Raw genomic sequence first — 24,985 nt, 5'->3', positions numbered from 1 at the left:
TATATGTTGTTAGCCACAGCAAGTATTGGACGCAAGCTACTCGCCTCATTTTTAGTGATGGCATTACTGGTTCTTTTGTCTGCATTGATTGGTGTTTCTGGGTTCAGTTTCGTAGCAAAAACAGAGAGAAACGTTGTTGATTCAGCGTTACCCGCGATGATTGAAGCTCGTCAGGTTTCTGAACTGAGTAATCGTATTATATCGTCTGTGCAAACACTCTCTAGCGCGAGAAGCGAAGCCGAAAGGAAAAAAGCGGGCACGATACTGTTTGACCAACTAGAGTCACTTCTTCAGCACATCAAAGAGTTGGGTGTCGATAGCTTCGACTCCAAACTTCTGCAGAAACTTGAGAATAACGTTCAGAGCGTCATCAATACACTGGCTGAGTTAGGGGTTTCCGTCGAGCGAAAGCTATGGCTGACCAAGGAACTTTCGTCACGCGTAGAAGAAATGCGTTTGCTTGCTGAAGAACTTGAACAGTTAACTCGTACACAAGTTCTTAATACGGCCACCATTGCGGTTGCTAATGTCACACATATCTATGATCTGCTGGAAACCAAAGAAACCGACAAGGCTTATCAAGCACTAGATGCGTTGGTTGAAGTCGACCTCGACTTATCTGAGCGCTTGCACGAATTGCATCTGTTGGCTTTCAAAATGCTTAATCAAATCGAAGAAACTCAGACCGTTACTAATGTTGAGCGTATTCACCAGATTAAAACGGAATTCGAAGCGAACCTCAGAATCATGGCGCGCCGTGTTAAAGCGGTCGAAGATCCAACTCGCTCTGCTCAAATGTCTCAGCTTCTTGAAGAGTTGCAACGACGTCAGGTTGTGTTTGATATCTCTTTAGAACAGTACGAAAACACGCAAAAGTCTGAGTTCTTAATGCAGAATACTTTGCAGCTGTTCTCCGAACTCAACACCACCGTCAATCAGCTTGTAGATGACTCCAACTTGAGTACGAAAAAAGCGGTTGATGAGTTAACGTCGACCTTGAATCTGGCTCAATGGTCGTTGTCGGTTATCTCTCTCGTGGGTCTTATCATTGTCGCGTTTATTGTGTGGCGAGTGGTTTATATTTCCGTGGTTAAACGCTTAGGTGAGTATTCCATAGCCCTGATGTCGATTGCTCAAGGACGCCTCAATATTGATATTTCAGTTAAGGGTAACGATGAACTCGCTCACATGGGGGAAGCCATTATTACCGCGAGAAATACCGCGCAAGCCTTGCAAGTGGTCGCGGTCGGTGAAGCAAAAGCAAAACGAGAACTCGAAGAGCATAAAGAACACCTAGAGGAGTTGATCACCGAGCGCACTTATCAACTACAAGAAACCAACGAAAAGTTGAATGTTGAAGTCGGCAACCACGCTAAAGCTCGCAGCGCTGCCGAGCAAGCAAGCCGCGCTAAATCTGCTTTCTTGGCTACCATGAGTCATGAAATTAGAACGCCGATGAACGGTGTTCTGGGTACCGCGCGACTGCTCAAAGACACGGGGCTAGACCCTTTGCAGTCGGGTTATGCCGATATCATTAACCGCAGTGGTAAGAACTTGCTGGCAATCTTGAATGATGTTCTTGATTACTCAAAAATTGAGGCTGGGCACCTTGAGATTCGCGTCGCTTCATTCGATTTGCATCAGATGGTTCAAGACACCTACCAATTAATGGAAGGTCGAGCAAGTGAGAAGAAGCTAGACTTTAACTTCCATATCGAAAGCGATGTTCACCGTTATTGGCGTGGCGACGTGACACGAATTAGCCAAATTTTGAACAATCTTGTCGGCAATGCGATTAAATTTACAGACAATGGCGCCGTTGATATCTTCATAAGCTTGGATGTCGAAGACGAAAATCGAGTTATGTTTGAAGTATCTGACACTGGTGTCGGTATCCATGAAAGTGAACAGAAGTGCCTGTTTGATGCATTTAGCCAAACCGATAGTGGTCGTAATAAAACGGGTGGTACTGGGTTAGGTCTCGCGATCAGTAAAAGCGTTATGTTGGCTATGAATGGCGACATTGGTGTTCACTCCGAAGAAGGTGAAGGCAGTCAATTTTGGTTCTCTCTACCATTACAAGTAGGTGAAAAAATTGAAACCAAAGTTGTGGCTGTTGAAACCTGTATCCGCGCCAAGGTACTGTTAATTGAGGATAACCCAGTTAACTGCATTGTTGCTGAAGGGTTTTTACATAACCTAGGGCATGAGGTTGTCATCGCGACAACGGGCCAAGAAGCTCGGACTATTTTTAGCGAACAAACTTTCGATATTGCCTTAGTCGATATTAATCTTCCTGACTGTGATGGCGTTGAATTAATCCAACAACTGAAAGAGATTGTTGTGATTTCAGCAGATGTTCCAGAACAGTATGCACCGCCTATGATTGCCGTATCCGCTCATGTCTTTAACGAGGAAGTTGAAAGCTATTTAGCGTCTGGCTTTGATGGGTTTCTACCTAAACCGTTGGAAAAAGAGGCGCTTGCTCAACTTATTGTGAACCAGCTTGATGGCAAGGCTTTGCTACTGCCACAACCCGATCCCGACGATTCTATATGCAGTAAAAATAACAATGCTCGTAAGAATAAAGGTAACGAGTTGTATTCATCTCAGATGGCGAGTGTCTTTTCTGAGCTAGCTACTCAGGCTTCGCAAACAGAAGAGCAAGGAGAGATTCCTGTGAAATTGATTGATTCCAATGTCATCAAAGGTGACTTGTCCATTCTCGGCTTAGAAAAAATGAAGCAGATTGTGGGGCTATTTGAAGAGAGTAGCTGCGTTACTTTGCGTGAAATGGTCGAGGCGAGTGATTCGGATAATGGGCGTGAAGTGAAGTCTCTCGCCCATAAATTGAAAGGGTCAGCGGGCAGTTTAGGTTTGTTGCAACTTTACACGGCTTGCCAAGTCATAGAGGCAAGCTCAGAACCATTGCAGCAGTACAGAGAGAATGCAGACTCTCTAGCTGAACTCACGAAAGATTCACTAATTGCACTCAAGCAGCATGTTTGAATGACCTTTAATAAGTAACAAGGTACGAGCGAGTAGTCACTTATTTGAAAAGCACCGGTTAATGCTATCGAGCTTTTTCTGACTTCAAAAAAACGCCTCTGACGGGTTATCCGTTCAGAGGCGTTTTATTTGAGCAAGCAATGACATGTTCGTTGCTGTTGTTCTGTATAAGACGACTATCTATTTTCGAAACGGTTGTAATCTAACAAGCCGTATTCTATCGGCTGATCTTGCTTGTACCAGCGGTGTACGCGGTCACTGAAAGGCCAGAACTCACTTGAGCTGCGTCGTACGGCAAACTTGTCGAGCATTGCGACGTAATCTTCTTCAGACTTAAGTCCTTGCAGTGTTGATACTAAAGTCGGTATTTGCTCTTCAGTTAAAGACAAATAAGCCGCTGGATAGCTTCCGACAACGCCTCTCACTATCGTTAAGTCATCATTGATGTAATCGCGGTTCGCTTCTTCATCAAACAGGCTTGAGATGTTGGTGTGCGCGTTGTTGTGGATAACAGTGAACAGCTGATCTTGACCGTTTTTACCTTCAATCATCATCATTATCAGTGGTGGGAAGTGACGTAAACCTTCGCCTCGCACTAGGCTAACTTGTCGAAGCAGTGCTTCATTTTTCTGACTAAAACCCGTGTCGACTATCTCGAAACGGTCATTAAGGACAGGCTCGAGTTTATCTTTGATCATATTCAGCAGTTCACGCTTAGGATCAGCCGTTTTGTAAACCACGTTGGTCGGTTGCGCGAAAGGTGCAATGTTGCGTTGCAAGAAGTCGCTCAGCTGAACACTTTGATTTTTGTACCAGCTAGAATGTTCAACGTGTCTGATGTCTTTTGGCAGCAAGGTTAAGAAATTACTTTCGCCTTCAAGACGCAAGAAATCCATAAACATACGAGTCATCAGCTGGTGGCCAAAATTGCCGTAAACGTCAAAGCCTGCCACAAGCAAATAGTGAATACGTTCTAATAATGCGTAGTCTAAGATCCATGCGGTTTTAGGCTGAGATCCAACTAAACCTTGAACAACTGAGGCGCTGTCAAAGTGCCTGAAAATGGTGAGCGCAGCGTTAGCATTAGTGCCGTTGCCATCCCAGATGATGCCTGTATCTAGGTTTACGCCACTCTCAAACCATTTATTGGTAAAGTCGGATTTCGCATTCAGGTACCGTGCTTGCTGTTTTGCGTATCCCACCCAATGCGTCACTGGAACCGTATTACTTTTAAGCTCACTAGGCAGTTTTAAGTTCTTTTTCTGGCTTGCATAAAACGCGTTGATCTCTGGTACGTTTGCTTTGTCCGGATCAATGAAGACAATCCAGAAGCGATCGTTGATTACATTAAGTGCCAGTTGCCCTCTACATACAGGGCCTTTGATGAAAGCCATGATGGTGTTCTGCGCGTTATCCAACATGAAGTTAAAACGGGAATTCACAGGCAGTGAATCAAATGACGTCATCGGATTTGCGGCGACATCAATGTCGTAGCTAGGCAAAGCTTGAACCTCATAATTCGCATCTACAAACCACGTGTTCCACTTTTGCAGGCGCTCATCATTTAAGGCAAATGGCATGTGTGTCTTATCGACAGTTGAGCCTTGTTCTGGAATCAAACGGTAATACACTCGATCAACGCTTGGATCGTCGTAAGGACGTCGTGTGCTGATTCGCTGAACCGCTTCACCAGGAGGTGTTGCTGAGCGAACAAGGGTGAAGAAGCGCGTTGGCTGAGCTAAATCAGAGAAATACAGGTGTGACAAAAACAGGTGCTCATAGATGTAGCGAGCAGATAGTTGGCTTCGGTTGTCACTTTTATTTAGGAAGCTTTCATAAACATCAACCAGTGCCTGTTCGGCATCGTTGAGAGGGATATGGTCGTTCATGAGCGCGCCATTTTCTAGCCAGCTCATTAAGGTCGCGTACTCCGTTTTATCCAAGTTCGGCATGCCATAAGGCATTCCCCAAGTTGGGTAATCACTTTCGTATTGAGCATATTCTTCAATGGTCGGGCACTGTTGGTCACGATCGGTTGAAAAGTCGAAACCCTCAAGTTGCGCCTGATCAGGAAGAGGGTGGTTCTCTTTCTGGATTAGCAGCCTAGAAACCAATCCAGCATCGAGGTTTGCGGTTGAATTCTGCATACGTTCATTCAATACCGGATGGAAATCTGCGTCACGCCACTCTTGCGTCGTGATCGCATCTTCAAACAAACGGGTAGGCGCAGAGGCCGTTAAACGTGTGCCTTGATAAACGAGTGCTTTGCTTGCACCTCGGTCTATGCCTTCCACTGAAGACATCTTTAACTGGCAGGGCGCGTCGTAGCAAGCGTGACAAACTACGCAGCGGTTATCAATAATGGGCTTTACTTCGTCGATGAAATGCTGTGCTTGGGCTGAGAGAATAGGAGCCTGACGATCACGCACTTCTTGTTTACCGAATAGCTCATCGAAGTTAAGACCAGCGTAAACGGCACAACCTGAGAAGATGCTAACAAAAGCTAAAATGAAGAGTTTTTTCAGATTCATACGTATTTAAAGATTAGGCATTTTCTCTAATTATATCGAAAATGATTGAAAATGCTCATGTTCTAACGTTTTTATAGACAACATATTAATGGGATTGAATAACGTAACCTTTCGAATCGCTTGCCATACTGGCGAGTAAAGCGTTACTGATTAACGTAGCAAACCGAGAATGGAACAGACAATCGCTCAAACTCTTTGATCCATCGCCACTGGTTATCTTGCAATTTGTCGCCGGGCCCTTTTACCTCAATCCAATGAAATTCATCGTCCTTGAACGCAATCAAATCTGGCATCCCAGTTCTAAATAGCTTTAGATCACTCAATATCACTTTGAATAGCTCGACGATTAAGACATTGGGAATGGAGTCGATGCTGTGTTCTATGAGCGTTTTGGGAAAGTGATTCCAATGAACAAAAGGGTTAGCAATACCGCTTTTTTGGTCGTAGATATCAAGTAATTGGTTTAGCCCTTGCTCGGATATGGTTTGAAACACAGCCTCGATCTGTTCAACTCGCTTGTCTACGAAATCTGAATGGTACAGATCCAGAGGGCGATGTTGGTAGCGATTGATAAATGCGCCCTCAACGTCTGCGAAAATTACTTCCCAAAAGGCTAAGCCAAACAACCCACATAAAAAACTGTTCTCTGAAAAGTAGACTTCCCAACCTTGGTTTTCGAAATGTTGCTTCACCGCAAGTTCGACTCGCATTTGGCTTAGGTCCAATTCTAGTCTCATCTCTTTGCAGCTCGGCTTTATGGTCCGCGAAACTTTGTACCCTTGTTTCCGTAGTAGTCTATCTTCAAGCTTAATCGCGACTTCCAACTCTGACACATCCGATGGAGTAGCTTTCATTTGCGTGACAATGTCACACATTAAGTTTAGCTCGTCTTGCTTGTCATAGATGCGTGCAAGTCGTTCTCTGCTCGGAGGAAGTTCGGATTGTTTGAACCAAAAGACAGCTTGGTCGTTTTGGTTGAGCCTTTCTAGATCGCGGGCGATATCGTTGATCAAACGCGATCGTTTTCTAGTTATGCCTTTATGCTCCGATTCAGCGGGTATCGATTGTAAAAGATGTTCAAGATACTCAGGGTCTTTACGATCACCCTCAGAGTATTGACGGTGTATATCACGTATCTGGATCAGTTGATTGAGTTGTTCTCTAGAGGTGAAGAAACGACGCTGTTTGCTTAACGGGTAATTTTCGAAGGTGTTGAGTCCAAGATCGCTCAGAACGAATTGGCTTAGATCTTGATAAGTATTGGCGAAGAACAGTAGCAGCAAGACATCAATAACTTCAGATTCGACAACGTAAATACAATCGAACGACAAGTTTGGGAACTGATCAAAAGCTTGGTGATCGAGCAAAGCCAAGAGCTCGTCTTTCTTCGCTGTCTTATTGTTCTTAAGAGGCGGGAATGCGCTGAACAGCTCTGGTTTAGTCAGTAGATGCAACCCTAATTCGAGATCACTAATGACGAGGTTATGTTGTTCAGTTGGGTGACTTAACGCAATGAAGTTCGATGCGTTTAGCTCTTGTAGGGCGCTTTTCAGATCTGGAATCTCAGCATAGTCGAGCTTATCACTTCGAAACCAGCTGCCCTTGCGAGAAAGCAAACGAACGATTAGACACTGGCTTGCAACCGAAAGACGTTTGTATTCCGACAACCACCGGCATTCATCGTCACTCAGAAGATCGGGATAGAGTGTTTGAGCGTGTTCAATTAGTCGATTAAAGTTGTCGAGATAATAAGTAGGGGAGAGCTGAGGAGTGGTTTCTATCGTCAATGGGTTAGTCGCTTGATACAAAAAGAGCCTAACCCTAAGGTTAAGCTCTTCAGTAACAAATTCAATCTTTTCTGACGATTAAGCTTGAGATGCTTTTAGTTCAGAAACTTTAGCTTCTGAGATAGGCTTCGTGATGATTGCTAGAACAATACACACTGCCATCATAGCTGCAGAGATTGTGTAAGCTAGGCTGTAACCTTCGCCATTTGTCATTGAGTAACCAACAACCGCTGCGCCGATGGCACCACCGATACCCCATGCCGTGTAAAGCACGCCGTAGTTAGTACCGTAGTTTTTCAGGCCGTAGAATTCAGCAGTTAGTGTTGGGAATACTGCTAGAAGCGTACCGTAACCAACAGCTGCGATAGCCGTACCAATGATTAGCGTGAATTCAGAGTTGAACGTAGCGAATAGAGCCATGTTCGCGCCTTGAAGGATGAATGCTAGAAGTAGAGTACGTACGCCACCGATTTTATCTGCAAGCATACCCGCAGCAACACGACCGCCTGAGTTGAATACAGCAAGGATAGACGCTAGGTAAACCGCGTTTGGTAGGTTCGCTTGAACGCTAGCAATCGTAGTGATGTTACCGATGATCATAAGACCAACAGAAGCAGCAAATGCGTACATGATCCATAGAGAGTAGAACTGAGGAGTCTTCAGCATTACTTTCCACGTTAGGTCTTCAGTTTTCTTAACCGCTTTAGGTGCTTGGCCTTCTTTTACTTTAGGCTCAGCTGGCGTGTAATCCGCTGGTGGGTTGTTGATCGTTGCCGCTAGAGGTACTGCGATTGCAAGTACACCAACACCAAGAATCATAAAGCTTGTTTGGATGCCCATGCTATCGATTAGCGCAGAAGTTAGTGGTGCTAGGTAAATAGCAGCAAGACCAAAGCCTGCAGCGATTAGACCGTTAACCATACCTTTCTTAGAAGAATGGAACCATTTCATTGCTGATGGAGAAAGACATGCGTAACCGAAGCCGATACCAGCACCTGTCATCACACCAAACGTTAGGTTTAGCATCATAGGAGTCGTAGCGAAACCAGAAGCAATCATACCTAGGCCAGTAAGCGCTGTACCAAGAATAAGGATCTTACGTGGGCCCATACGGTCTTGAAGGATGCCTGCAACAAGAAGACAAACAGAGAATGTGATAGTTGCAATAGCGTAAGGTGAAGATGCTTCAGCAGCACTCCAACCAGCTTCAGTCACTAGCGCCTTGTTAAATACACTCCAAGCATACAGGATGCCAAGACAAAGGTTGATACAGAAGCCTGCTAGCAGGATACGTGATGCTTTATCAATCTTGCTCATTTTTATTCTCAGTTTTGTCGTTGGTCAGTGGTGAGCCACTTAACTAAAGACGGGTTATTGTGATTGTTTCTTCAAAATTAGTTTGCGTTTATCAACAGACAGCGCAAAAGAGCGCGGATTATAACCAATAAAAATGTGATTGGAATCTCTTTTTCCATTTTTGGTAAATAAACTCAAACTTGTTAATAGGTTGTTTTTTATTGGTTTTGCAATTGTGTTTAATACCTTTCTATTTTGTTCTTTTTCGCATGACGGGCTTATTTTTTAAGGGGTTCTTCGATAAGTATTTCTGAATGGCCACGTATTCTGTGCGGATATCACAGAGTTACGAATTATTTTAAATATTTTCTAAGGTTAATTTTGTGTAACAAAATAAATCAAAACACCGCTTTGTCCATATGAGACAAGGAGTAACGGAGTTTTATTAAAAACAAAATGTTAACCAGTTGTTACGGTTGGTTTTTGGTAGTACCTTTGCTTACATTTTGTTCGATTAGAGGGGTTGTGTTGTTGAGAAAAAGTGGGAAAATAGTACGCAAACTGAGATTCCAAATTTGAAAGGATGCGTTTCCAACTTATGGCGAGGCGAGTATTATGAAACTGTTTTTAATTCTATTGATGTCAATTTCTGGTGGTTTAGCGGCAGCTGACCATATCCACTCTTTCTTGTTTGGCTTCTATATTGCTGCATTGGCAGTAGGTAGTTGCTATTGGTTAGCTTTCCGCAGTACGCGTTTCCCACAGTTGGCTTTAATGCTATTGATGTGTGGCTTTTTCGCGAAAATTGCAGTGACGGTTGTCGGTGTTTCTTGGGGTATCTCGAACGATATTATTCAATCGCCGTTCATTTTCTCATTGTCATACCTGTTCTTCTTAGTGGTAGTGTCTTACGTTTGGTTTACATACCGCGATAAGTTGATTCTAAAAAAACGCGCTAAGCAGGTAGAAGAGTCTCGCAAGGAAGCAGCAGCTTAATTGCAAACCTAATACAGAATTCTAAAAAGAGCTTTCTTCGGAAGGCTCTTTTTGAACCGGCCTACCTAAACTCTATTTTTGGTTATGACGGCAGATAAAAGAAACCCCAGTATGGCGACATACTGGGGTTTCTTTGTTATTCGAACGACTCGCTTTTAAAAAGAAGGAATCATTTACTTCTTCATCAACTTCGCTAGGTCGGCGAAAGGGTTATGGGTCGCTGATTGGTGGTCGTCTAAACGAGCCTTGGCATCAACACCGTAACGGTCATGATCTGTGTATTTTGAGTGTTCATGATCGTGACAGTACAGGCACAATAGTTCCCAGTTACTGCCATCTTCAGGGTTGTTTGTATGGTCGTGATCGACGTGGTGAACGGTCAGCTCTCTTAAGTTCGAGTAAACAAATTCACGCGCGCACTTACCACAAACCCATGGGTACAGTTTTAGTGCTTTTTCACGGTAGCCTTTCTCTTGGCGAGCGTACGCTGCACTCGAGCCAGTGTAATCAGAAGACATTGCCAAATCCTTATCAATTGTAATCTCCCGATTTTATCACAGCTTTCTTTAACCTGTAGGCATCTCGTGACTAAATCATGTTTCGTACTGACCGTTATGTGGCTTAGGTTTGATTGGGCACTTATCTTTTTCGTGTGCTATCTCATAAAGCAGGTTATGTCTTTCTGGAATAAGCCATGCTTAACAGTTTGAAAAGAAATTGTATTTAGGGGTTTTAACCAAGGGAGCGTGACCTAATATCAGTTAAAGCTACCCTATATTAATAAGGAAATATCATGTCAGAACAATACACACCGCCAAAAGTTTGGGTTAACGATACTGATGGTGGTAACAAGTGGGCAAATATCAATAGTCCTGAATCTGGCGCTCGTTTTGATAAAGAGCTTCCTGTTGGTGACCATGCTTTTCAATTGTATTCTCTTGGTACACCTAACGGTCAAAAAGTCACTATCTTGCTGGAAGAGTTGTTAGCGGCAGGTGTTAAAGAAGCTGAATATGATGCGTATTTGATTAACATTGGTGAAGCTGAACAGTTCTCTTCTGGTTTTGTTGGAGTGAATCCAAATTCCAAAATACCGGCACTCGTTGATAAGTCTGGTGCTGAAGACGTGAATGTTTTCGAATCGGCATCTATCTTGATGCACTTAGCTGAAAAATTTGGTCACTTCTTACCAAAAGAAGGGGCAGCGAGAACACAAACCATTAACTGGTTGTTCTGGGCTCAAGGTTCAGCACCATTCTTGGGTGGTGGTTTTGGCCACTTTTACTCTTACGCTGATGAAAAGCAAGAGTACCCAATTAACCGCTTTGCGATGGAAGCTAAGCGTCAACTAGACGTGCTAGACAAGCAACTTGCAAATAGTACTTTTGTGGCGGGCGAAGAGCTAAGCATTGCAGATATCGCGATTTGGCCTTGGTATGGCAACCTTGTATTAGGCAAAATTTACGATGCAGCTGAGTTCCTACAAGTTGAGTCTTACACCAACGTTGTGCGCTGGGCGAAGCTATTAGAAGCGCGTGAAGGTTTTCAGCGTGGCCGAGTAGTGAACCGATCATTCGGTGAAGAGTGGGAGCAAGTACCCGAGCGCCATTCTGCAGAAGATATCGACCGTGTTTTAAAGCTACGCCCGTAGTGATTTAAAGCGATAACCGACATCAATACCACTAGAGCTTGTTTTCGATTCGTTCGAGTAACAAACTCTAGTTTTCCCATTTCAAATTGATCCTTCCGAAAGTAAGTTCACCTATTTAGATTTAGCTATTAAAGGCGGTTTAGGTATAAACTTGCGACATCATAATTCTAAAGGATGGTGCCATGTACCACGGTCATATCTATTTCCCTCTGCGATTTGCAGAGCAAGCAGAAACACTGCGTCAGAAAATTCTATCGGAACGTAAAGATGTGTTAGAGACTTTCCCATTAATACAGCGTTTGGTTGGGCCACATAAGATGCCGATGTTTGAGATTCACTTTGCGAACAAAGAGTCAGGCATTGTTGAGTGGTTGGAGCAAGAGCGCGGCGATATGTCGGTGTTGATTCACCCAGTAACGGGCGGCGAAGAAACGCTAGACCACACGGTTCGAGCTATTTGGCTTGGTCGTGAGCTGGGTGTGTTTGAAGATACACTGAGTAGCTAGTTTAATTCGCGCCCGACAGTGTGTATCTAATAATCGAACTTAGTAACTTAGTAACTTAGGTGCTGTCGGGTGTGTCGGTGCACACCTTGTTTTGTTCATTGTCTTCTTGCCGAAATTCTAGCTTCTCCAGCTATTCCCCAGTAACAGCGATACCGCTACCGACACGCCTAATGCGATTAATATATTAGGTAAGTAAAGACCCCAAATCGCGACACAAACCGCCACGGTTACCACAGCCCACAATAGTGTTTCTAAAATCCAAGTGCCCATAAAATAACTCCTAACTAGATTGTGCAACTAGCATAACCAAGCCAAGGTAAACTTTTGGTCACCATCAATTAACCACCTAGAAAACCGCTACAGCATGACTTTGACGATGAACTCATTGTTGTGGGTTTCATGAGTAAAACGCCAACCTTGGTTCTGACAAACGCGATCAATGAGCTCTAGGCCGATACCAAAAGAGGTTTGTTGTTCAGAGTCGTTTGCTAGGTTTTCATCTTCCAAACGGTTAATTACCTCAAATTGATGTTCTGATAGTGTGATGCTGATATCTCCGCTGCCACCATGTTGAAATGCATTTCGGATTAAGTTGGTGATCACAACCTCAGTTAACTCGCGGGGCAGGGAGTGTTCTTCTTGATCGACCTTGGTGTGGATCTCTACTTCTTTGTTTTTGAGAAGATAACGTTGGCTTTCGATAATATTATTGAGTAGAGGAGTAAGCTTGATTTGCTCATAGTTGGTCTCTATCTCGTTATTACGACTCATCCACAGCAGCGTTGTTACCAAGGCTTTCATGTTGGTGGCTGAGCGTTGGATTCGCGCTACCGCTCGTTGGCCACTGTTAGGGATAGTTTCAGACAACCGAACCAGCATATCGCCACTGGCTGAAATAGTGGCAATCGGTGTTCTTAACTCGTGGCTAGCTGCTCTTAAGAAAAAGCTCTCACGCTCATTGGCCTGACGCTCACCTTGTACGCTCTTAACAAGCTGCGAAGCCAACTGGTCGATTTCTTTGTATCGAAACTGAGTCAGCCCTTCAGTGTTGCCCACATCCAGAGATTCAGACCATTTAGATAAGGTAATGATCGGTTTAGTAACTCGATGTATCAGAAGGCGAATGATCAAGAACACCAAGAGCAATAGGACGCCGATGGCAATGAAGGCATTGTTAATTTGGTTGACGGAATCAGGTGGGTTCAGCTCGAATAGATTCAAGTAGATGGCTTCATCGTACTCAGAAATAATATACAAAGCTTCGTCTTTACCTGAAATTTGATGTTTAGCGGCATAGAGGTATTGGCCTGAATCATTGTTAGGTGATTGCTCGTAGTGTTCATAAATCGCATCGTTATCAAACGCTTTCCAATCAAAGGTTTGTTGAAACTTGGCAGGCAGATCTGAATAGCTTAGAAAGGCTTGGAATGTTGGGTTTTGGTAGTCTGGCAGTTGCCCTGTTTCGATGTATTGCTGCTCTGCGACTTCCAATTCATACAAGAATCCATATTTTGCCGATTCATTAAGGCCAATATGGTAGCTCTGTGAAACCATCAAACTGTAGATGGCCGTCAGTAGCACGACGATACCAAATAAATAGAGGTAAATGTCGCGCTTAATACTGACTCGATTCATGTTCGCGTGTTTCATGATGGCTCCTCATGCAAGACCACACCAATACCATGAACCGTGTGAATTAGTTTTGAGTCAAAGGGCGCATCAACCACTTGTCGAAGCTTAAACAGGTGTGCTTTCACGCTGTCAGAGCTTGGCATTTCGTCTTCCCATGCTTCTTCAAGCTTGGCTTTGGCCACCACGTTAGGGCTGTTTCGCACTAACATCACAAGCATTCGCCAACATACTGGAGAGAGCTTCAATAGCTTGCCGTCTCTAAGGGCTTGGTGCTTGTCTAAGTCCAGTTGGAGATCTGCGACAGACAGCGACGTCACCGAACCTTGAGAGCGACGTATCAGCGCCATCAACCGTACCTTGAGCTCTTCCATCGCAAAAGGCTTCACTAGATAGTCATCCGAACCCACTTCGAACCCAGCGATTTTGTCTTGTAATGTGTCCCTTGCCGTTAACATAAGGATAGGTGTCGTGACACCTTGTTGGCGAAGAGATTGACAGACATCAAGCCCGTCCATTTTGGGCATGTTGATGTCCGTTAAGATGATGTCATAACGCCCCTCTAGCGCAAGATTGAGTCCAGCACTGCCATTGTAAGCAAAATCGAATTCGAAACCGTCGAGTTCCATATAGTCTGCAATGGCTTCTGCCAAGTCACTGTCGTCTTCAATTAACAGGGCGTTAATACTCATAAGTGTCCTTACTTTGTTTCTCGTTCTCTTTTCCAAGCCCAAATCGGCGGTTGAATAAGAAGTTGTAGTCGGTAGTTCCAATTTGGCGCATGCCATAATTGCTGGCACAGTTTAACGTAGCCGTGGAAATATACCTTAAATGGGTTCACAGCGTTGATTCTCGGGAACACACCGTATCTGACTTCTTCCTCTTCTTTGGCGAAAGTACCGAACATACGATCCCAAATGATAAAGATCCCAGCGTAGTTCTTATCAAGATACTGCTTGTTGGTTGCGTGATGCACTCTGTGGTGTGAAGGCGTATTAAACACCGCTTCAACAGGGCGGGGCAGGCGCTTAACTGTTTCGGTGTGCAATAGCGTTTGATAAAGCTGCACAAAGGTTTCACACATCAGCACTACAAACGGGTTAAAGCCGAGCAAAATTAATGGCAAGTGGAAGAAGAACGGGAAGAACCAATCTAACGGCCCAAACCTGTAAGCAACTGAGATATTAAAGTAAGGCGAGCTATGGTGAACCGAGTGTGTTCCCCAAGCTAAACCGTTGCTGTGCAAGAACCTATGCTCCCAGTAGTACGCGAGATCGGCCAAGATCAAGCAACCAAGAATTGTCCAACCAGATATCGGAAGTTGAGTTAGGCTGAAGTTCTCGTAGGCGTAAACAAACGCGCCCACATAGGCTAATCCGACAAAGAAAACGGTAACCAATAAGAAGAACAAGGTGACTAAGTTAGTTGCGCTGTCTCCCAACATATTCCAGCTGAGCTTTTTCTTAAAGGCATAGCGGATAAGCTCAAAGATAAACAGAGCCAGAGCAAGCAGTAGAAAGTTATCATCTACCCAAGTTTCGGTAAGGATGATGCTCGTTTCTGAGAATGTTTGAGAGAGAAAACTCCCAATGCTATCCATAGTGAAATCCATAACTAAATCCTTTACTGATTGTTCTTATAATAGACGTATAACGCACTAGAATCTGGCAACCCATGCTGATTCAGCTGGTGATGTTCTATAACCATATCCACTTCTTTTAGAATCGCGATACCTTCCCAAGCATGTGCTAGTTCCTGTTCAGTATGCTCGCCTTTACCTAGCAGAAGGGTGCCCTTGGCTTTGCTTGGAATCTTAATTAAGGGTTTGTTTTTATTTAATTTTGATTGCTGAGTCGCGAAGCCAATTGTGATTGTTGCTTCGCTGAAATCTAAGCTGATGTCTTGATAGATCACGATGACTTTCTGCTGTTGCTCAATGTTTTTATCGTTGGTGCCGAGTTGCTGATAGAAATCGACCCATAGATCTGGCACGTCGTCTAAAGGAATCGTCTTACTCAAACCTTGCAGGTAAGTCGTGTTTGCAGTCGCCTGTTGTTTGACCTCTACGGACTTGTTTTTTGGCTGTTTGTCGATTGATGACTTGTTCGTTGATGACACAGTTATTGGCTGCTCCGTCGATGCATCCGCAATCGCAGGCTGAATATGTAATAGCCCCCAGACAGCACCAGTAATACCGACGGTCGTGAGTAATGAAGCGAATAATTTCATGCTCTTTCCTTGTTGTTCGTTTTTCTTATCAAGGACAGTAAATGAGGTGAGGTAAACAAAAGGTAACCGATCTAGTTACTAAGCGAGTCTGTCGTCTAATTTGTTAATACAGCAATTTGGGACACTTTTTTCCATGTCGGATTGGTAATACTGGCGCCATATTCATTTATGGGCTCAATAATGCTATTCAAATATCCCATCTCACTGCTGACGATTATTCGGCTTAATCCATTAAAGGTCGCCGCGACTTGGTTAATGGTATTGGCTGAAAACGTGATGCTTATTTTGCTGCCGCTGTTTATTGGTTACGCCATCGACGGAGTGCTAAACCAAAGCTTTCAGCCTTTGATGATGTTGGCACTGATTCTTTTTGTACTGGTGATCATCAGTGTCGTTCGTCGTTTTTACGATACCCGTGTGTATGGTGCTATTCGCGTAAAACTGGCAAACCTTGTTGAGCGCAACCTGCGCGGTTTATCTATTTCGACCAAAGACGCCCGACTCACCATGTCTCGTGAGCTAGTTGATTTCCTAGAAGATGATTTGCCTACTTTAATGACGGCGGTAGTTCAGTTGGTCGCGACGGTGGTTATCCTCTCAACCTTTCACTTCTCATTGGCGCTTTGCATGTTGTTTGCAGGGCTATCGATGCTGGTTATCTACGGCGTATTTCACCGAACATTTACACGACTCAATGGCCAATTTAACGACCAAGTTGAACAGCAAGTGAAATTGCTGAGCGGTGTTCGTTTATCTGCACTCCGCTGGCACTTTGAGCGCCTAAAACAGTGTGAAATCAAGCTGTCTGATACCGAAGCTGTTGTCTATGGGCTGATTTTTATCGTGTTGTTTGGCGCGGTCATCGGCAATTTATGGATGGTGAGTCAGCTTATCGAACCGACTGCGGGGCAAGTGTTCTCCATCGTTACCTATTCACTTGAGTTTGTTGAAACCGCAGTGATGCTACCAATCACGCTACAAACCCTTTCTCGTCTCACTGAGATCAGTCAGCGCCTTAATCACACCTCCATTCAACAGGTTACCAAGGAGATACCTCATGAAATTTAAAAAGCCACTTTCTGTATTAGTCGGCTGCGCAGCGATCTTTATCGCGTTGGTTGTCGTTGATGAATTGGAACCTGAAGCTACCCAACCAGTGAAGAAAGAAGCCGTCCTTGTCCCCGTTTCAGTGTTAGAGGTGACACCATCACAGCATCAATCGACGTTAACGGTATTAGGTGTAACGGCTGCGCGTTGGCCAGTACAGTTGAAAGCGTCGAGCAGTGCACAGTTGAAATGGCTAGATGAAAGCGTTGAACCGGGGAATTTGGTTAACAAAGGCGATGTGTTAGCAAGGTTAGATACTAGCGCAGTAGATGCGAACTTGGCTCAGGCGTTGAGCTTATTGAAACAAGCAGAATTGGAATTGAAGCAGGCTAAGCATGAGCAAACGGTCGCTCTAAAGATGCTTAACCCCAAAACGAGTTCGTCTTTTGCTCGCAGAGAGCCTCAATTACTTGCAGCGAAAGCTAATCTGAAACAAGCGAAACAGGCTTACCTAAGTGCACAGAAGTTGTTGGAAGAATCAGTGATTACCGCGCCTTTTGATGCGGTGATCATGAAGCGCCATATCAGCCCGAGAGAGTGGATAGAGGCAGGACAAGTGACCTTTGAATTGGCTGCCAGTGATTCGATTGATATCGAGTTGCCGATTTCTGAAATGCATTGGCAACAAGTCCAAGCCGCTCTGAGTGAGCCAAGTATCACTGTGGTGAACCGCTCTGGGGATCAGTGGCCTGCCAAGGTGCGCTATGTGTCTCCGCAAGTTGACTCGGTCACTCGCCAAAGACAAGTCGTGCTTTCGGTTGAGGCACCTTATCAAAGCAAGCCAAGATTGTTTCCAAATCAGCAGGTTCAGGCTGTGGTTAACCTAGGGCTGAAGGATAACGTAGTCAGCCTACCTTTAAGTGCAATGACACGAGACGGATATGTGTGGACGTTAGACAACAATGATCGTCTACGTAAAGAGTTGGTATCCTTGATTGGGCAAGGTAATCAGGTGCTTGATATTAGGTTTAATCAGCAAAGTGAACAGGTTCGCAGAGTGGTGCAATATCCGCTTTCTTCGATGTTAATTGGTAAGCAAGTAGCGCCTAACTTCTACCAAGATGATAGTTCAGAATCCATGAACGCGAGCCAATCCGCTGATGAACAGCTTGAGGAGGCAAACCAATGAGTTGGATGACCAAATGGTTTATCAATAACCCTGTTGCTGCCAATTTATTGATGATGGCGATTGTTATCAGTGGTGTGCTTGCGTTCGGACAATTACGTGTCGAGTCGTTCCCACAAATCGCACCGTCTTCCATCAGTATCAGCGTTACTTACCCTGGCGGTACGGCGCAGCAGATCGATGAGAGTGTTACGCAGCGAATCGAAGAGTCAATCAGTGGCATTGCAGGCATCAAACAGATCACCAGTCAGTCGAGTGCTGGGGTTTCTGAGGTCATGGTTCGTAAAACCAGCAGCACAGATTTAGACAAGCTTCTGGATGACATTCGCAATCAAGTCAACGCGATCAATGGTTTTCCCGTGCAAGCGGACAGGCCACAAGTTGTGCGAAACGAATTTACCAATTTAGCGGCGTTTGTGGTGGTGTCGGGGCCAAGAACCGATGACGAACTGCAACCTATCGCTAAGCAACTTGAACAAGCACTGAAGAAGAATCCGCGTATCTCGAAGGTATCAAATTGGGGAACTCGCACATCTCAACTTGTTATCGAGCCCGACCCTGACCAGCTGAAAGCGTTAGGGTTGAGCTTAGAAGATCTCGCAGAGCTCGTTGAGCAGCGTTCGCTTGAGACTCGAAGCGGTGAGCTGATTAGTGACAAAGGTCGAATGGTGATTCGTGGTGACGGATACGCCGATGATCTACAGAAGTTGAACCAGCTTGTTGTGATTTCAGGAAGCAACGGAAAAATACTGCTGGGTGACATCGCCAAGTTAAGTCGTGGTTACCAATACAGTGGTTCTATCGTGCGTAACAACGGCTCTAACGCCATCGCATTATTGGTCAGTACGAGCCAAACCGACAACCTGCTTAAAGTCAGTGAAGCTATCAGTGAAACGCTGGATGCACAACGTGCGATTTTGCCGTCGGATATTGAGTTGAATACCATGGCCGATATGGCGCCTTACATTGAAGACCAGCTATTTCGTTTGAGTGAAAACGCATGGCAAGGCTTATTGATCGTCGTAGTTCTACTTGGGATCTTTCTTGAAATCAGGCTCGCCTTTTGGGTCGCAATGGGTATTCCAATTGCGCTGACTGGAACGTTGGCAGCAATGCAGTTGTTCAACTACAGCATCAACGACATCACACTGTTTGGCTTTATCTTGGTTCTCGGTGTGCTGGTGGATGATGCAGTTGTCGTAGGTGAAGCCATACATGAAAAACGGACGGGTAATGTTGGCTATTCTCCTAATATCAATGGTTTCTCAAATATAAACGGAAAAACAGCCGCTTGGCAGGGCGTTAACTCAGTGTCAGTGGCTACCGTGTTTGGTGTGCTCACAACCATCGCTGCGTTTTCTCCAATGTTATGGATTAACAATGAGCTAGCTAAGGTGCTTGCTGGGTTTTCAGCCGTGGTGATCTTTGCACTGATATTCTCGCTTATCGAAAGCAAGTTTATTTTACCGTCACACTTGGCTCAGCTTTCTGTGAAAAAGCCATCAACGGGTTTGTTCGCCAAGGTTCAGAATGCTGCTCAGGGCGGGTTACAGTGGTTTAATTTCAACATCTACAAGCCAGTATTGGAGTTTGCACTTGGCTACAAAGTCGCGTCCTTACTTGGGTTTGTGGCAGCTATCTCACTGGCTTACGGTATGTGGTCTAACGGTGCGATTCGCAGTGCGTTGTTCCCTGAAATTCCGGGGCGTTACATCACCGCGGTTATTGAGCTGGAAGATGGCGCGCCGTTGCCTTTACAGCGCCAAGCCTTGTTGCAAGTTGAGCAAGCAATGACACAAGTAGAAAAAGGCTTGATGAACGATTACCCATTACAAAAAAAGCCTGTTGTGAACCTGCTTGCTTGGTCTGATGGCTATGGCGAGATTGAAGTGACGGCTGAGCTCACCAATGAATCTTTAAGCTCATTGCCGGGTAATTTATTGTTGAAGCGATGGAGAGAAAACACAGGGCAAATAGAAGGCGCTTATTCGGTTAAATTCAGCGCGGCAGAGGAGCCTGCTGGTGGAACATTCTTAACGATCTCTTCCAATGATCGTGAACTTGCTTCCCTAGTTAGTGAGGAGTTAGCGGATACCTTAGCCTCGTTGAAAGGCGTATCGGATGTCTACGACGATGGTCAGGATGGTTTGCCGCAAGTTCGATTGGTATTGAATCAATATGGTCAGCAACTTGGGTTAACGCAAGCGAAACTGGCTCAGCTAGCAGGCGAAGCGTTTGGTGAAAGAGAAGTGCATCGTTTATTAGAAAATGGGCAAGAGACCAAGGTGCTTCTGCAATATCCGAGAGATGAACGCAGAACCTTAGCTCAGCTACAACAGGCTCTTATCGTGTTACCTAATGGCGGAAGTGTGATGATGGGGGATATTGCTGAGTTTCGTCATGAGCAAGAGCCACAAGTGGTTTACCGCCGTGACCGAGAGCAAGTGATCAACCTGTATTGGAAGCAGAACCGAGACCTGCAATCACCAGAAAAAACACGTGAGCAACTCGAAGATACGATTGAATCTCTGCACTTACAGTTTCCGAGTGTGACGATAAAAGCGGGCGGCGAATTTGAAGAGATAGGTGAGGTGTCGAACGGCTTCAAATCAGCGATGATACTAACGCTCATCATGATCTACATCTTGTTGGCGGTGCCTTTGAAGTCCTATTGGCAGCCGATGATTATCATGGCAGTGATACCGTTTGGATTCGCAGGCGCGATTTTTGGTCATTACTTGATGGATTTACCCATCAGTATTCTTTCGATGTTCGGCATGATGGCCATGACAGGCATCGTGATTAACGACTCGCTAGTGTTGATCACGCGCTTTAATAGCGAATATCGCCAAGGTGTACCGTTACAGCAAGCGTTAGTCATTGCGGGTACTAGCCGCTTGAGAGCGATTTTCTTGACAACCATTACCACTGTGTGTGGATTGTTGCCATTGTTAAGCGAAACCGCAGAACAGGCGCAATACTTGAAACCAGCAGCAGTATCTTTGGTGTTTGGTGAGTTGTTTGCCACTGCGGTGACTCTGATTTTGATTCCGGTGTTGCTTGGTTTGTTTTGTCGCAAGCCGCCGCTAGTTGAAAAAGAACTAGATGAAAAAGATTTAATTGAACAAGAGTTACGCGCAAAAGGTTCATTAGAAGAACTCACTTTGGAGCGCTCGTGATTGATTTTATAAAGGACAAAGACGATAGTGAAGCCAAGCTGCCTAGTTCAATAAAGCTGTCCAGTTCGGCGAAGCTAGCTGACAGTAAGACTAAAGCCAATGTACCAGAGACCCAAGACTGTATGACGCAAGAGAACAAACCTGCTTTGCATTTAGAACCAGCTTTTAAACTGGTGCCTGAGATTACATTGATTGAATCTTTGCCAGAGCACCTTCAAAAACGCTTTACGCATGCATTGACCTTGATGCATGAAGAGTGGGGGGAGCGTCGTACGTGGGAAGAAATTGCAACCGAGAGCGCGATTTCGCCCTATCATTTTCATCGTCAGTTTAGCGAGCTGTTTAACGAAACTCCGGGTCAGTACCTGAGTCGTGTTCGATTACAAATCGCGGTGGGTTTGTTGATCAATGATGAGCCGTGGAGCGTGATTGAAATAGCTCAGTATTGTGGCTACTCATCGTCGCAGTCACTAGGTAAGGCGCTTAAGCGCGAGCTTGGTGTTACTGCGAAACATATTCGAGAAATGGGCTACAACGCGACACCTAAGGAAACGGCAGACTTCATCCAGAAATTGGCACATCCAGGCGTGCAGTCTTCGATGGAAAAAGAGCTAGTTAAGTCTATGCCGATCGAGTTGGTTTGGTATCCAGAACGCGGTATGCAAAAGCTTAAGTTGGAAGATCCTGATTGGGACACGGTATTTGAAATCTATGGTCAGAAATCGACGCATTTGATGGGCACCACGCCGATCAAGCAAATGAATAATAAATGGGACGACATCGACGCTGAAATTGGAAATTGGCAAGTCGCGAAAGATCGTTACGATATGACCATTCCTGAAGGCTACTACTTATGCAGCGACGTTTATCTGGTTTCTGATGTGGCGTACAGCACGGCCTTAGAAGCTCTGTTTAAGGCGGTTGAGCAACAAGGTTTGAAGTTAGATGTGCAAGGTTATTTGGTAGAGATGATTCGCCAGATTGATGATGACGATGTGGAAGGGGTGACGTTCTCTTTCCAGTTGCCCATCTTAACGACATTAGAAAAGTAACACCAGACCGAGCGTTTCAGTTTGTTAGCTAATTCCAATAAAAAGGCTCCTCAAATGAGGAGCCTTTATTCTGTTTCAAGGAACAGTTTATCAAGAGTCTCTGTTTGTCATCTAAACAGAGTAGGGGGATTAAGCCTCTGCTGTCACTTTATCGCTGCTCATCTTTTTAAGAGCTGCGTAACCAAAGCCTGTTACTGCTGTACCAGCTGCAATCGCCACTAGGTACATAAGAACTGGAGAGATAGCACCAGGAATCAGTAGTACAAACAAGCCGCCGTGTGGAGCCATAAGCTGAGCACCAAACATCATTGATAGAGCACCAGTTAGTGCACCACCTGCCATACAAGCAGGGATAACACGCATTGGATCTTTCGCTGCGAATGGGATTGCACCTTCAGAGATGAAACATAGACCAAGAACGAATGATGCTTTACCCGCTTCACGCTCGCCTGCTTCAAACTTGTCTTTTACTAGGAAAGTCGCAAGGCCCATACCTAGAGCTGGAACCATACCTGCTGCCATGATTGCTGCCATTGGAGCGTAAGTTTGCGAAGCCAGTAGACCAACACCAAACGTGTAAGCGGCTTTGTTTACAGGGCCACCAAGGTCGAAACACATCATTGCGCCTAGAATCACACCTAGAAGAATCGCGTTAGACGTTCCCATGTTGTTTAGGAAAGTGGTCATTGCGCTCATCACGCCAGAAACAGGGCCACCCACGATGTAAACCATCACAAGACCAGTGAACAAACTCGCGATAAACGGAATGATCAGGATTGGCTTGAGGGCTTCCATAGACTGTGGAAGTTGAACTTTGTCGGCAATGAATTTCGCTGCGTAACCGGCAATGAAACCCGCTGCGATACCACCTAGGAAACCTGCGCCTGTTGAGCTAGCCAACATACCGCCGATTAGACCTGGAGCCAGACCCGGACGGTCAGCAATAGAGAATGCAATGAAACCAGCAAGAACAGGGATCATCAGTGCGAATGCAGAACCACCACCGATAGTCATCAGTGCTGCTGCTAGTGTGCCTTCTTCTTTAAACGCTTCGATACCGAATACGAAAGAAAGAGCGATGATCAAACCACCCGCAACCACCACAGGAAGCATGTGAGAAACACCTGTCATTAGGTGCTTGTACACGCCTTTCTTCTCGTCAGCAGGTGCTGAATTAGAAGAAGCTGTGTGTTGGTATGGTTTAGCTTCTGCGAATGCTTTTTCCATCTCTTGCTTTGTTTTCTTCAAAGCAGGACTTGTCGTTGTTTTGTACAGTGCTTTACCGTTAAAACGATCCAGAGGAACGTCGATATCGGCAGCGATGATAACAAGATCAGCGTCTGCGATTTCTTGGTCAGTCAGTTGGTTTTTCGCACCTACAGAGCCGCGAGTTTCCACTTTGATTTGGTGACCTAGGCGTTTGCCTTCTGCTTCAAGCGCTTCAGCTGCCATGAAGGTGTGTGCAACGCCAGTTGGGCAAGCCGTAATCGCTACGATTTTTTTGCTGCCTGTGCTTGCTGTTGTAGAAGAGTTTGGAGAAGTACCGGTCACTTCAACAGTGCTTTCAACTTGAGAAGCGTCCAGTACTGTTGCTTCTGCCACCGCTTTCTCTAGAAATGCTTTTGCATCCGCAGTGCATTCAGAGATAGCCGCTTGATACACTTTCTTACCAACAAAACGTGCTTTATCAACATTGGTGTTAGCTGCGATAACCACAACGTCGCTGCTGTCGATAGTGTCTTGCGATACGGTTGAGTCAGGTAGCACGCTTGATTGACATTCAATAGCGGCGTTCCAACCCAGTGCTTTTGTCGCTTGCTCTAACAAGCCTGCGGCGATGATGCTGTTTGCTACGCCACTAGGGCAAGCTGTGATAATGGTAATATTCATAATAAACCTTTTGTCCTATTTGCTTGTGTCTAACTGGCTAGTTGGAGCACTAAGCGCCTGTAATTGGATATTTTGTAGTACTGATTCCAGCTCTTGTTGGCTGGTGATGCCCACGCCTACCTGTGAAACTGCTAGAGCAGATAGGGCAGTGGCGAATTTAATAAGTTCTGGTTTTGGCATCTGTTGCATGTGACCCCAACACAGGCCTGCGACTAATGTGTCACCTGCGCCTACTGTGCTTACCACTTGCATACGCGGTGGCTGAGCATGTAGCCATTCACCTTGGTTTAGCCACATCACGCCTTCTGCGCCAAGTGATACCACGATGTTATCGATGCCTTTTTCACTCAGAACTTGGCCTGCGTGTTGGCATTGGTCACGTGTTGTCAGTTCGGCATTGAATAGCTGAGACAGCTCTTCATCGTTTGGCTTGATCAACCAAGGCTGTGCATTGATACCGGCTTTAAGTGCGTCACGGCTGCTGTCGAACAGCACCTTTTTACCTAGGTCACGCAAGCGTTGTACCCAAGATGCGCAAAGCTCTGGCGATACGCCTTGTGGCAAGCTGCCTGCAATTACGAAGTAATCGTGTGTTTCAGCAAGCTCTAACAAGGTTTCTTCAAACGCTTTAATCGCGTCAGCATTAACAGGAACACCTGGGAAGTTGATGTCGCTTACTTGGCCTGAGTTCTCTACCAGTTTTACGTTGATGCGAGTTGCGCCATCTACACGGATGAAGCGGTCAGTTGCGCCCATCTGTTCGAACAGTTGGCAGAACGCTTCTTCGTTATTGCGACCAAGGAAACCTGTTACGGTCACTTTCGCGCCAAGCTCTGAAAGTACTTTTGCTACGTTTACACCTTTGCCCGCAGCATGAAGAGAACCTTTGTTAACTAAGCTCACTGAACCCACGTTAAGTGCGTCGATAGCGCCAGTTAGGTCGAGAGCAGGGTTTAGCGTAACGGTAACGGCTTTGATTTGTTTATCAGACATATCG

At 45.2% G+C, this 24,985-nt stretch carries 19 protein-coding genes; 8 read left to right on the top strand and 11 right to left on the bottom strand.

All coding sequences use genetic code 11. The features are described from left to right. The first annotated feature begins 3 nt into the window (after window positions 1–3). Complete coding sequence (torS, locus tag OW495_RS03260) at window positions 4–3,009, top strand: TMAO reductase system sensor histidine kinase/response regulator TorS (protein WP_102513706.1); 3,006 nt, start codon at window positions 4–6, stop codon at window positions 3,007–3,009. Window positions 3,010–3,185: 176 nt separating this feature from the next. Here torS and OW495_RS03255 read toward each other — a convergent pair whose 3' ends face one another. The 3 genes from OW495_RS03255 to OW495_RS03245 all read right to left on the bottom strand — a co-directional run bounded on the left by OW495_RS03255 (window position 3,186) and on the right by OW495_RS03245 (window position 8,644). After that, window positions 3,186–5,540, bottom strand: coding sequence for a fatty acid cis/trans isomerase (locus tag OW495_RS03255; RefSeq protein ID WP_289884980.1), 2,355 nt, complete (start codon window positions 5,538–5,540; stop codon window positions 3,186–3,188). Window positions 5,541–5,683: 143 nt separating this feature from the next. After that, window positions 5,684–7,348 carry a VRR-NUC domain-containing protein gene (locus OW495_RS03250; RefSeq protein WP_102513705.1) on the bottom strand — a complete coding sequence of 555 codons (1,665 nt, stop codon included), beginning with the start codon at window positions 7,346–7,348 and terminating at the stop codon, window positions 5,684–5,686. A 57-nt stretch (window positions 7,349–7,405) separates the two neighbouring features. Continuing rightward, window positions 7,406–8,644, bottom strand: a complete 1,239-nt coding sequence (locus tag OW495_RS03245) for an OFA family MFS transporter (protein ID WP_065105442.1) — start codon at window positions 8,642–8,644, stop codon at window positions 7,406–7,408. Window positions 8,645–9,238: 594 nt separating this feature from the next. Between OW495_RS03245 and OW495_RS03240 the strand changes: the two genes are divergently transcribed. Beyond that, window positions 9,239–9,619, top strand: coding sequence for a hypothetical protein (locus OW495_RS03240; protein ID WP_017105054.1), 381 nt, complete (start codon window positions 9,239–9,241; stop codon window positions 9,617–9,619). Between the two features lie 173 nt (window positions 9,620–9,792). Here the strand turns inward: OW495_RS03240 and OW495_RS03235 are convergent, their stop codons facing one another. Continuing rightward, entirely contained in the window at window positions 9,793–10,137 is a 345-nt protein-coding gene (locus OW495_RS03235; RefSeq protein ID WP_004730279.1) for a YajD family HNH nuclease, read from the bottom strand. 275 nt (window positions 10,138–10,412) lie between these two features. Here OW495_RS03235 and yghU point away from each other — a divergent pair, with 275 nt between their 5' ends. Further along, window positions 10,413–11,270: a glutathione-dependent disulfide-bond oxidoreductase gene (gene yghU, locus OW495_RS03230; RefSeq protein ID WP_102326905.1), complete on the top strand. Its 858-nt coding sequence runs from the start codon at window positions 10,413–10,415 to the stop codon at window positions 11,268–11,270. 182 nt (window positions 11,271–11,452) lie between these two features. Further along, a complete protein-coding gene (locus tag OW495_RS03225; protein WP_048660369.1) occupies window positions 11,453–11,776 on the top strand; it encodes a DOPA 4,5-dioxygenase family protein in 324 nt (107 codons plus the stop codon). A 117-nt stretch (window positions 11,777–11,893) separates the two neighbouring features. Here the strand turns inward: OW495_RS03225 and OW495_RS03220 are convergent, their stop codons facing one another. The 5 genes from OW495_RS03220 to OW495_RS03200 all read right to left on the bottom strand — a co-directional run bounded on the left by OW495_RS03220 (window position 11,894) and on the right by OW495_RS03200 (window position 15,634). Then, complete coding sequence (locus OW495_RS03220) at window positions 11,894–12,046, bottom strand: hypothetical protein (protein ID WP_009844874.1); 153 nt, start codon at window positions 12,044–12,046, stop codon at window positions 11,894–11,896. Between the two features lie 87 nt (window positions 12,047–12,133). After that, window positions 12,134–13,426 (bottom strand): HAMP domain-containing sensor histidine kinase, encoded by a 1,293-nt coding sequence (locus tag OW495_RS03215; RefSeq protein WP_102513704.1) that lies wholly within the window; start codon window positions 13,424–13,426, stop codon window positions 12,134–12,136. Continuing rightward, window positions 13,423–14,097 (bottom strand): response regulator transcription factor, encoded by a 675-nt coding sequence (locus tag OW495_RS03210; protein WP_102513703.1) that lies wholly within the window; start codon window positions 14,095–14,097, stop codon window positions 13,423–13,425. Before OW495_RS03210 ends, OW495_RS03215 begins: the two co-directional genes overlap by 4 nt. A gap of 8 nt (window positions 14,098–14,105) precedes the next feature. Further along, entirely contained in the window at window positions 14,106–15,017 is a 912-nt protein-coding gene (locus OW495_RS03205; RefSeq protein ID WP_102513702.1) for a sterol desaturase family protein, read from the bottom strand. Between the two features lie 11 nt (window positions 15,018–15,028). Beyond that, on the bottom strand, window positions 15,029–15,634 hold the full coding sequence (locus OW495_RS03200) for a hypothetical protein (RefSeq protein ID WP_102513701.1): 606 nt from the start codon (window positions 15,632–15,634) through the stop codon (window positions 15,029–15,031). 180 nt (window positions 15,635–15,814) lie between these two features. On the opposite strand from OW495_RS03200, the gene OW495_RS03195 reads away from it, so the two are divergent. The 4 genes from OW495_RS03195 to OW495_RS03180 are packed head-to-tail and all read left to right on the top strand — an operon-like array spanning window position 15,815 to window position 22,098. Then, the gene (locus OW495_RS03195) at window positions 15,815–16,702 is read left to right on the top strand and encodes an ABC transporter six-transmembrane domain-containing protein (RefSeq protein WP_032545844.1); all 888 of its coding nucleotides are present in this window, start codon (window positions 15,815–15,817) and stop codon (window positions 16,700–16,702) included. Beyond that, entirely contained in the window at window positions 16,692–17,870 is a 1,179-nt protein-coding gene (locus OW495_RS03190; RefSeq protein ID WP_289884969.1) for an efflux RND transporter periplasmic adaptor subunit, read from the top strand. Before OW495_RS03195 ends, OW495_RS03190 begins: the two co-directional genes overlap by 11 nt. Continuing rightward, window positions 17,867–21,046 carry an efflux RND transporter permease subunit gene (locus OW495_RS03185; RefSeq protein WP_102513699.1) on the top strand — a complete coding sequence of 1,060 codons (3,180 nt, stop codon included), beginning with the start codon at window positions 17,867–17,869 and terminating at the stop codon, window positions 21,044–21,046. The genes OW495_RS03190 and OW495_RS03185 overlap by 4 nt, the downstream gene beginning before the upstream one ends. Further along, the gene (locus OW495_RS03180; protein ID WP_102513698.1) at window positions 21,043–22,098 is read left to right on the top strand and encodes an AraC family transcriptional regulator; all 1,056 of its coding nucleotides are present in this window, start codon (window positions 21,043–21,045) and stop codon (window positions 22,096–22,098) included. The genes OW495_RS03185 and OW495_RS03180 overlap by 4 nt, the downstream gene beginning before the upstream one ends. Before the next feature lie 129 nt (window positions 22,099–22,227). Here OW495_RS03180 and fruA read toward each other — a convergent pair whose 3' ends face one another. Then, a complete protein-coding gene (gene fruA / locus OW495_RS03175; RefSeq protein ID WP_102326913.1) occupies window positions 22,228–23,988 on the bottom strand; it encodes a PTS fructose transporter subunit IIBC in 1,761 nt (586 codons plus the stop codon). Window positions 23,989–24,003: 15 nt separating this feature from the next. Then, window positions 24,004–24,981, bottom strand: a complete 978-nt coding sequence (gene pfkB, locus OW495_RS03170; RefSeq protein WP_102513697.1) for a 1-phosphofructokinase — start codon at window positions 24,979–24,981, stop codon at window positions 24,004–24,006. Between the last annotated feature and the right edge of the window lie 4 nt (window positions 24,982–24,985).

The organism is Vibrio sp. 14N.309.X.WAT.E.F5 (assembly GCF_030397615.1).
Taxonomy (GTDB): domain Bacteria; phylum Pseudomonadota; class Gammaproteobacteria; order Enterobacterales; family Vibrionaceae; genus Vibrio; species Vibrio lentus.
Note: the sequence above shows the minus strand (reverse complement) of the source record. Positions and strands in the feature narration are given on the sequence as shown.

Bases quoted from the DNA above. Each gene is read 5' to 3' on its own strand.
- torS (WP_102513706.1), top strand. From the start codon at position 4: ATGTTGTTAGCCACAGCAAGTATTGGACGCAAGCTACTCGCCTCATTT.
- OW495_RS03255 (WP_289884980.1), bottom strand. From the start codon at position 5,540: ATGAATCTGAAAAAACTCTTCATTTTAGCTTTTGTTAGCATCTTCTCA.
- OW495_RS03245 (WP_065105442.1), bottom strand. From the start codon at position 8,644: ATGAGCAAGATTGATAAAGCATCACGTATCCTGCTAGCAGGCTTCTGT.
- OW495_RS03240 (WP_017105054.1), top strand. From the start codon at position 9,239: ATGAAACTGTTTTTAATTCTATTGATGTCAATTTCTGGTGGTTTAGCG.
- OW495_RS03235 (WP_004730279.1), bottom strand. From the start codon at position 10,137: ATGTCTTCTGATTACACTGGCTCGAGTGCAGCGTACGCTCGCCAAGAG.
- yghU (WP_102326905.1), top strand. From the start codon at position 10,413: ATGTCAGAACAATACACACCGCCAAAAGTTTGGGTTAACGATACTGAT.
- OW495_RS03225 (WP_048660369.1), top strand. From the start codon at position 11,453: ATGTACCACGGTCATATCTATTTCCCTCTGCGATTTGCAGAGCAAGCA.
- OW495_RS03220 (WP_009844874.1), bottom strand. From the start codon at position 12,046: ATGGGCACTTGGATTTTAGAAACACTATTGTGGGCTGTGGTAACCGTG.
- OW495_RS03215 (WP_102513704.1), bottom strand. From the start codon at position 13,426: ATGAAACACGCGAACATGAATCGAGTCAGTATTAAGCGCGACATTTAC.
- OW495_RS03210 (WP_102513703.1), bottom strand. From the start codon at position 14,097: ATGAGTATTAACGCCCTGTTAATTGAAGACGACAGTGACTTGGCAGAA.
- OW495_RS03205 (WP_102513702.1), bottom strand. From the start codon at position 15,017: ATGGATTTCACTATGGATAGCATTGGGAGTTTTCTCTCTCAAACATTC.
- OW495_RS03200 (WP_102513701.1), bottom strand. From the start codon at position 15,634: ATGAAATTATTCGCTTCATTACTCACGACCGTCGGTATTACTGGTGCT.
- OW495_RS03195 (WP_032545844.1), top strand. From the start codon at position 15,815: ATGCTATTCAAATATCCCATCTCACTGCTGACGATTATTCGGCTTAAT.
- OW495_RS03190 (WP_289884969.1), top strand. From the start codon at position 16,692: ATGAAATTTAAAAAGCCACTTTCTGTATTAGTCGGCTGCGCAGCGATC.
- OW495_RS03185 (WP_102513699.1), top strand. From the start codon at position 17,867: ATGAGTTGGATGACCAAATGGTTTATCAATAACCCTGTTGCTGCCAAT.
- fruA (WP_102326913.1), bottom strand. From the start codon at position 23,988: ATGAATATTACCATTATCACAGCTTGCCCTAGTGGCGTAGCAAACAGC.
- pfkB (WP_102513697.1), bottom strand. From the start codon at position 24,981: ATGTCTGATAAACAAATCAAAGCCGTTACCGTTACGCTAAACCCTGCT.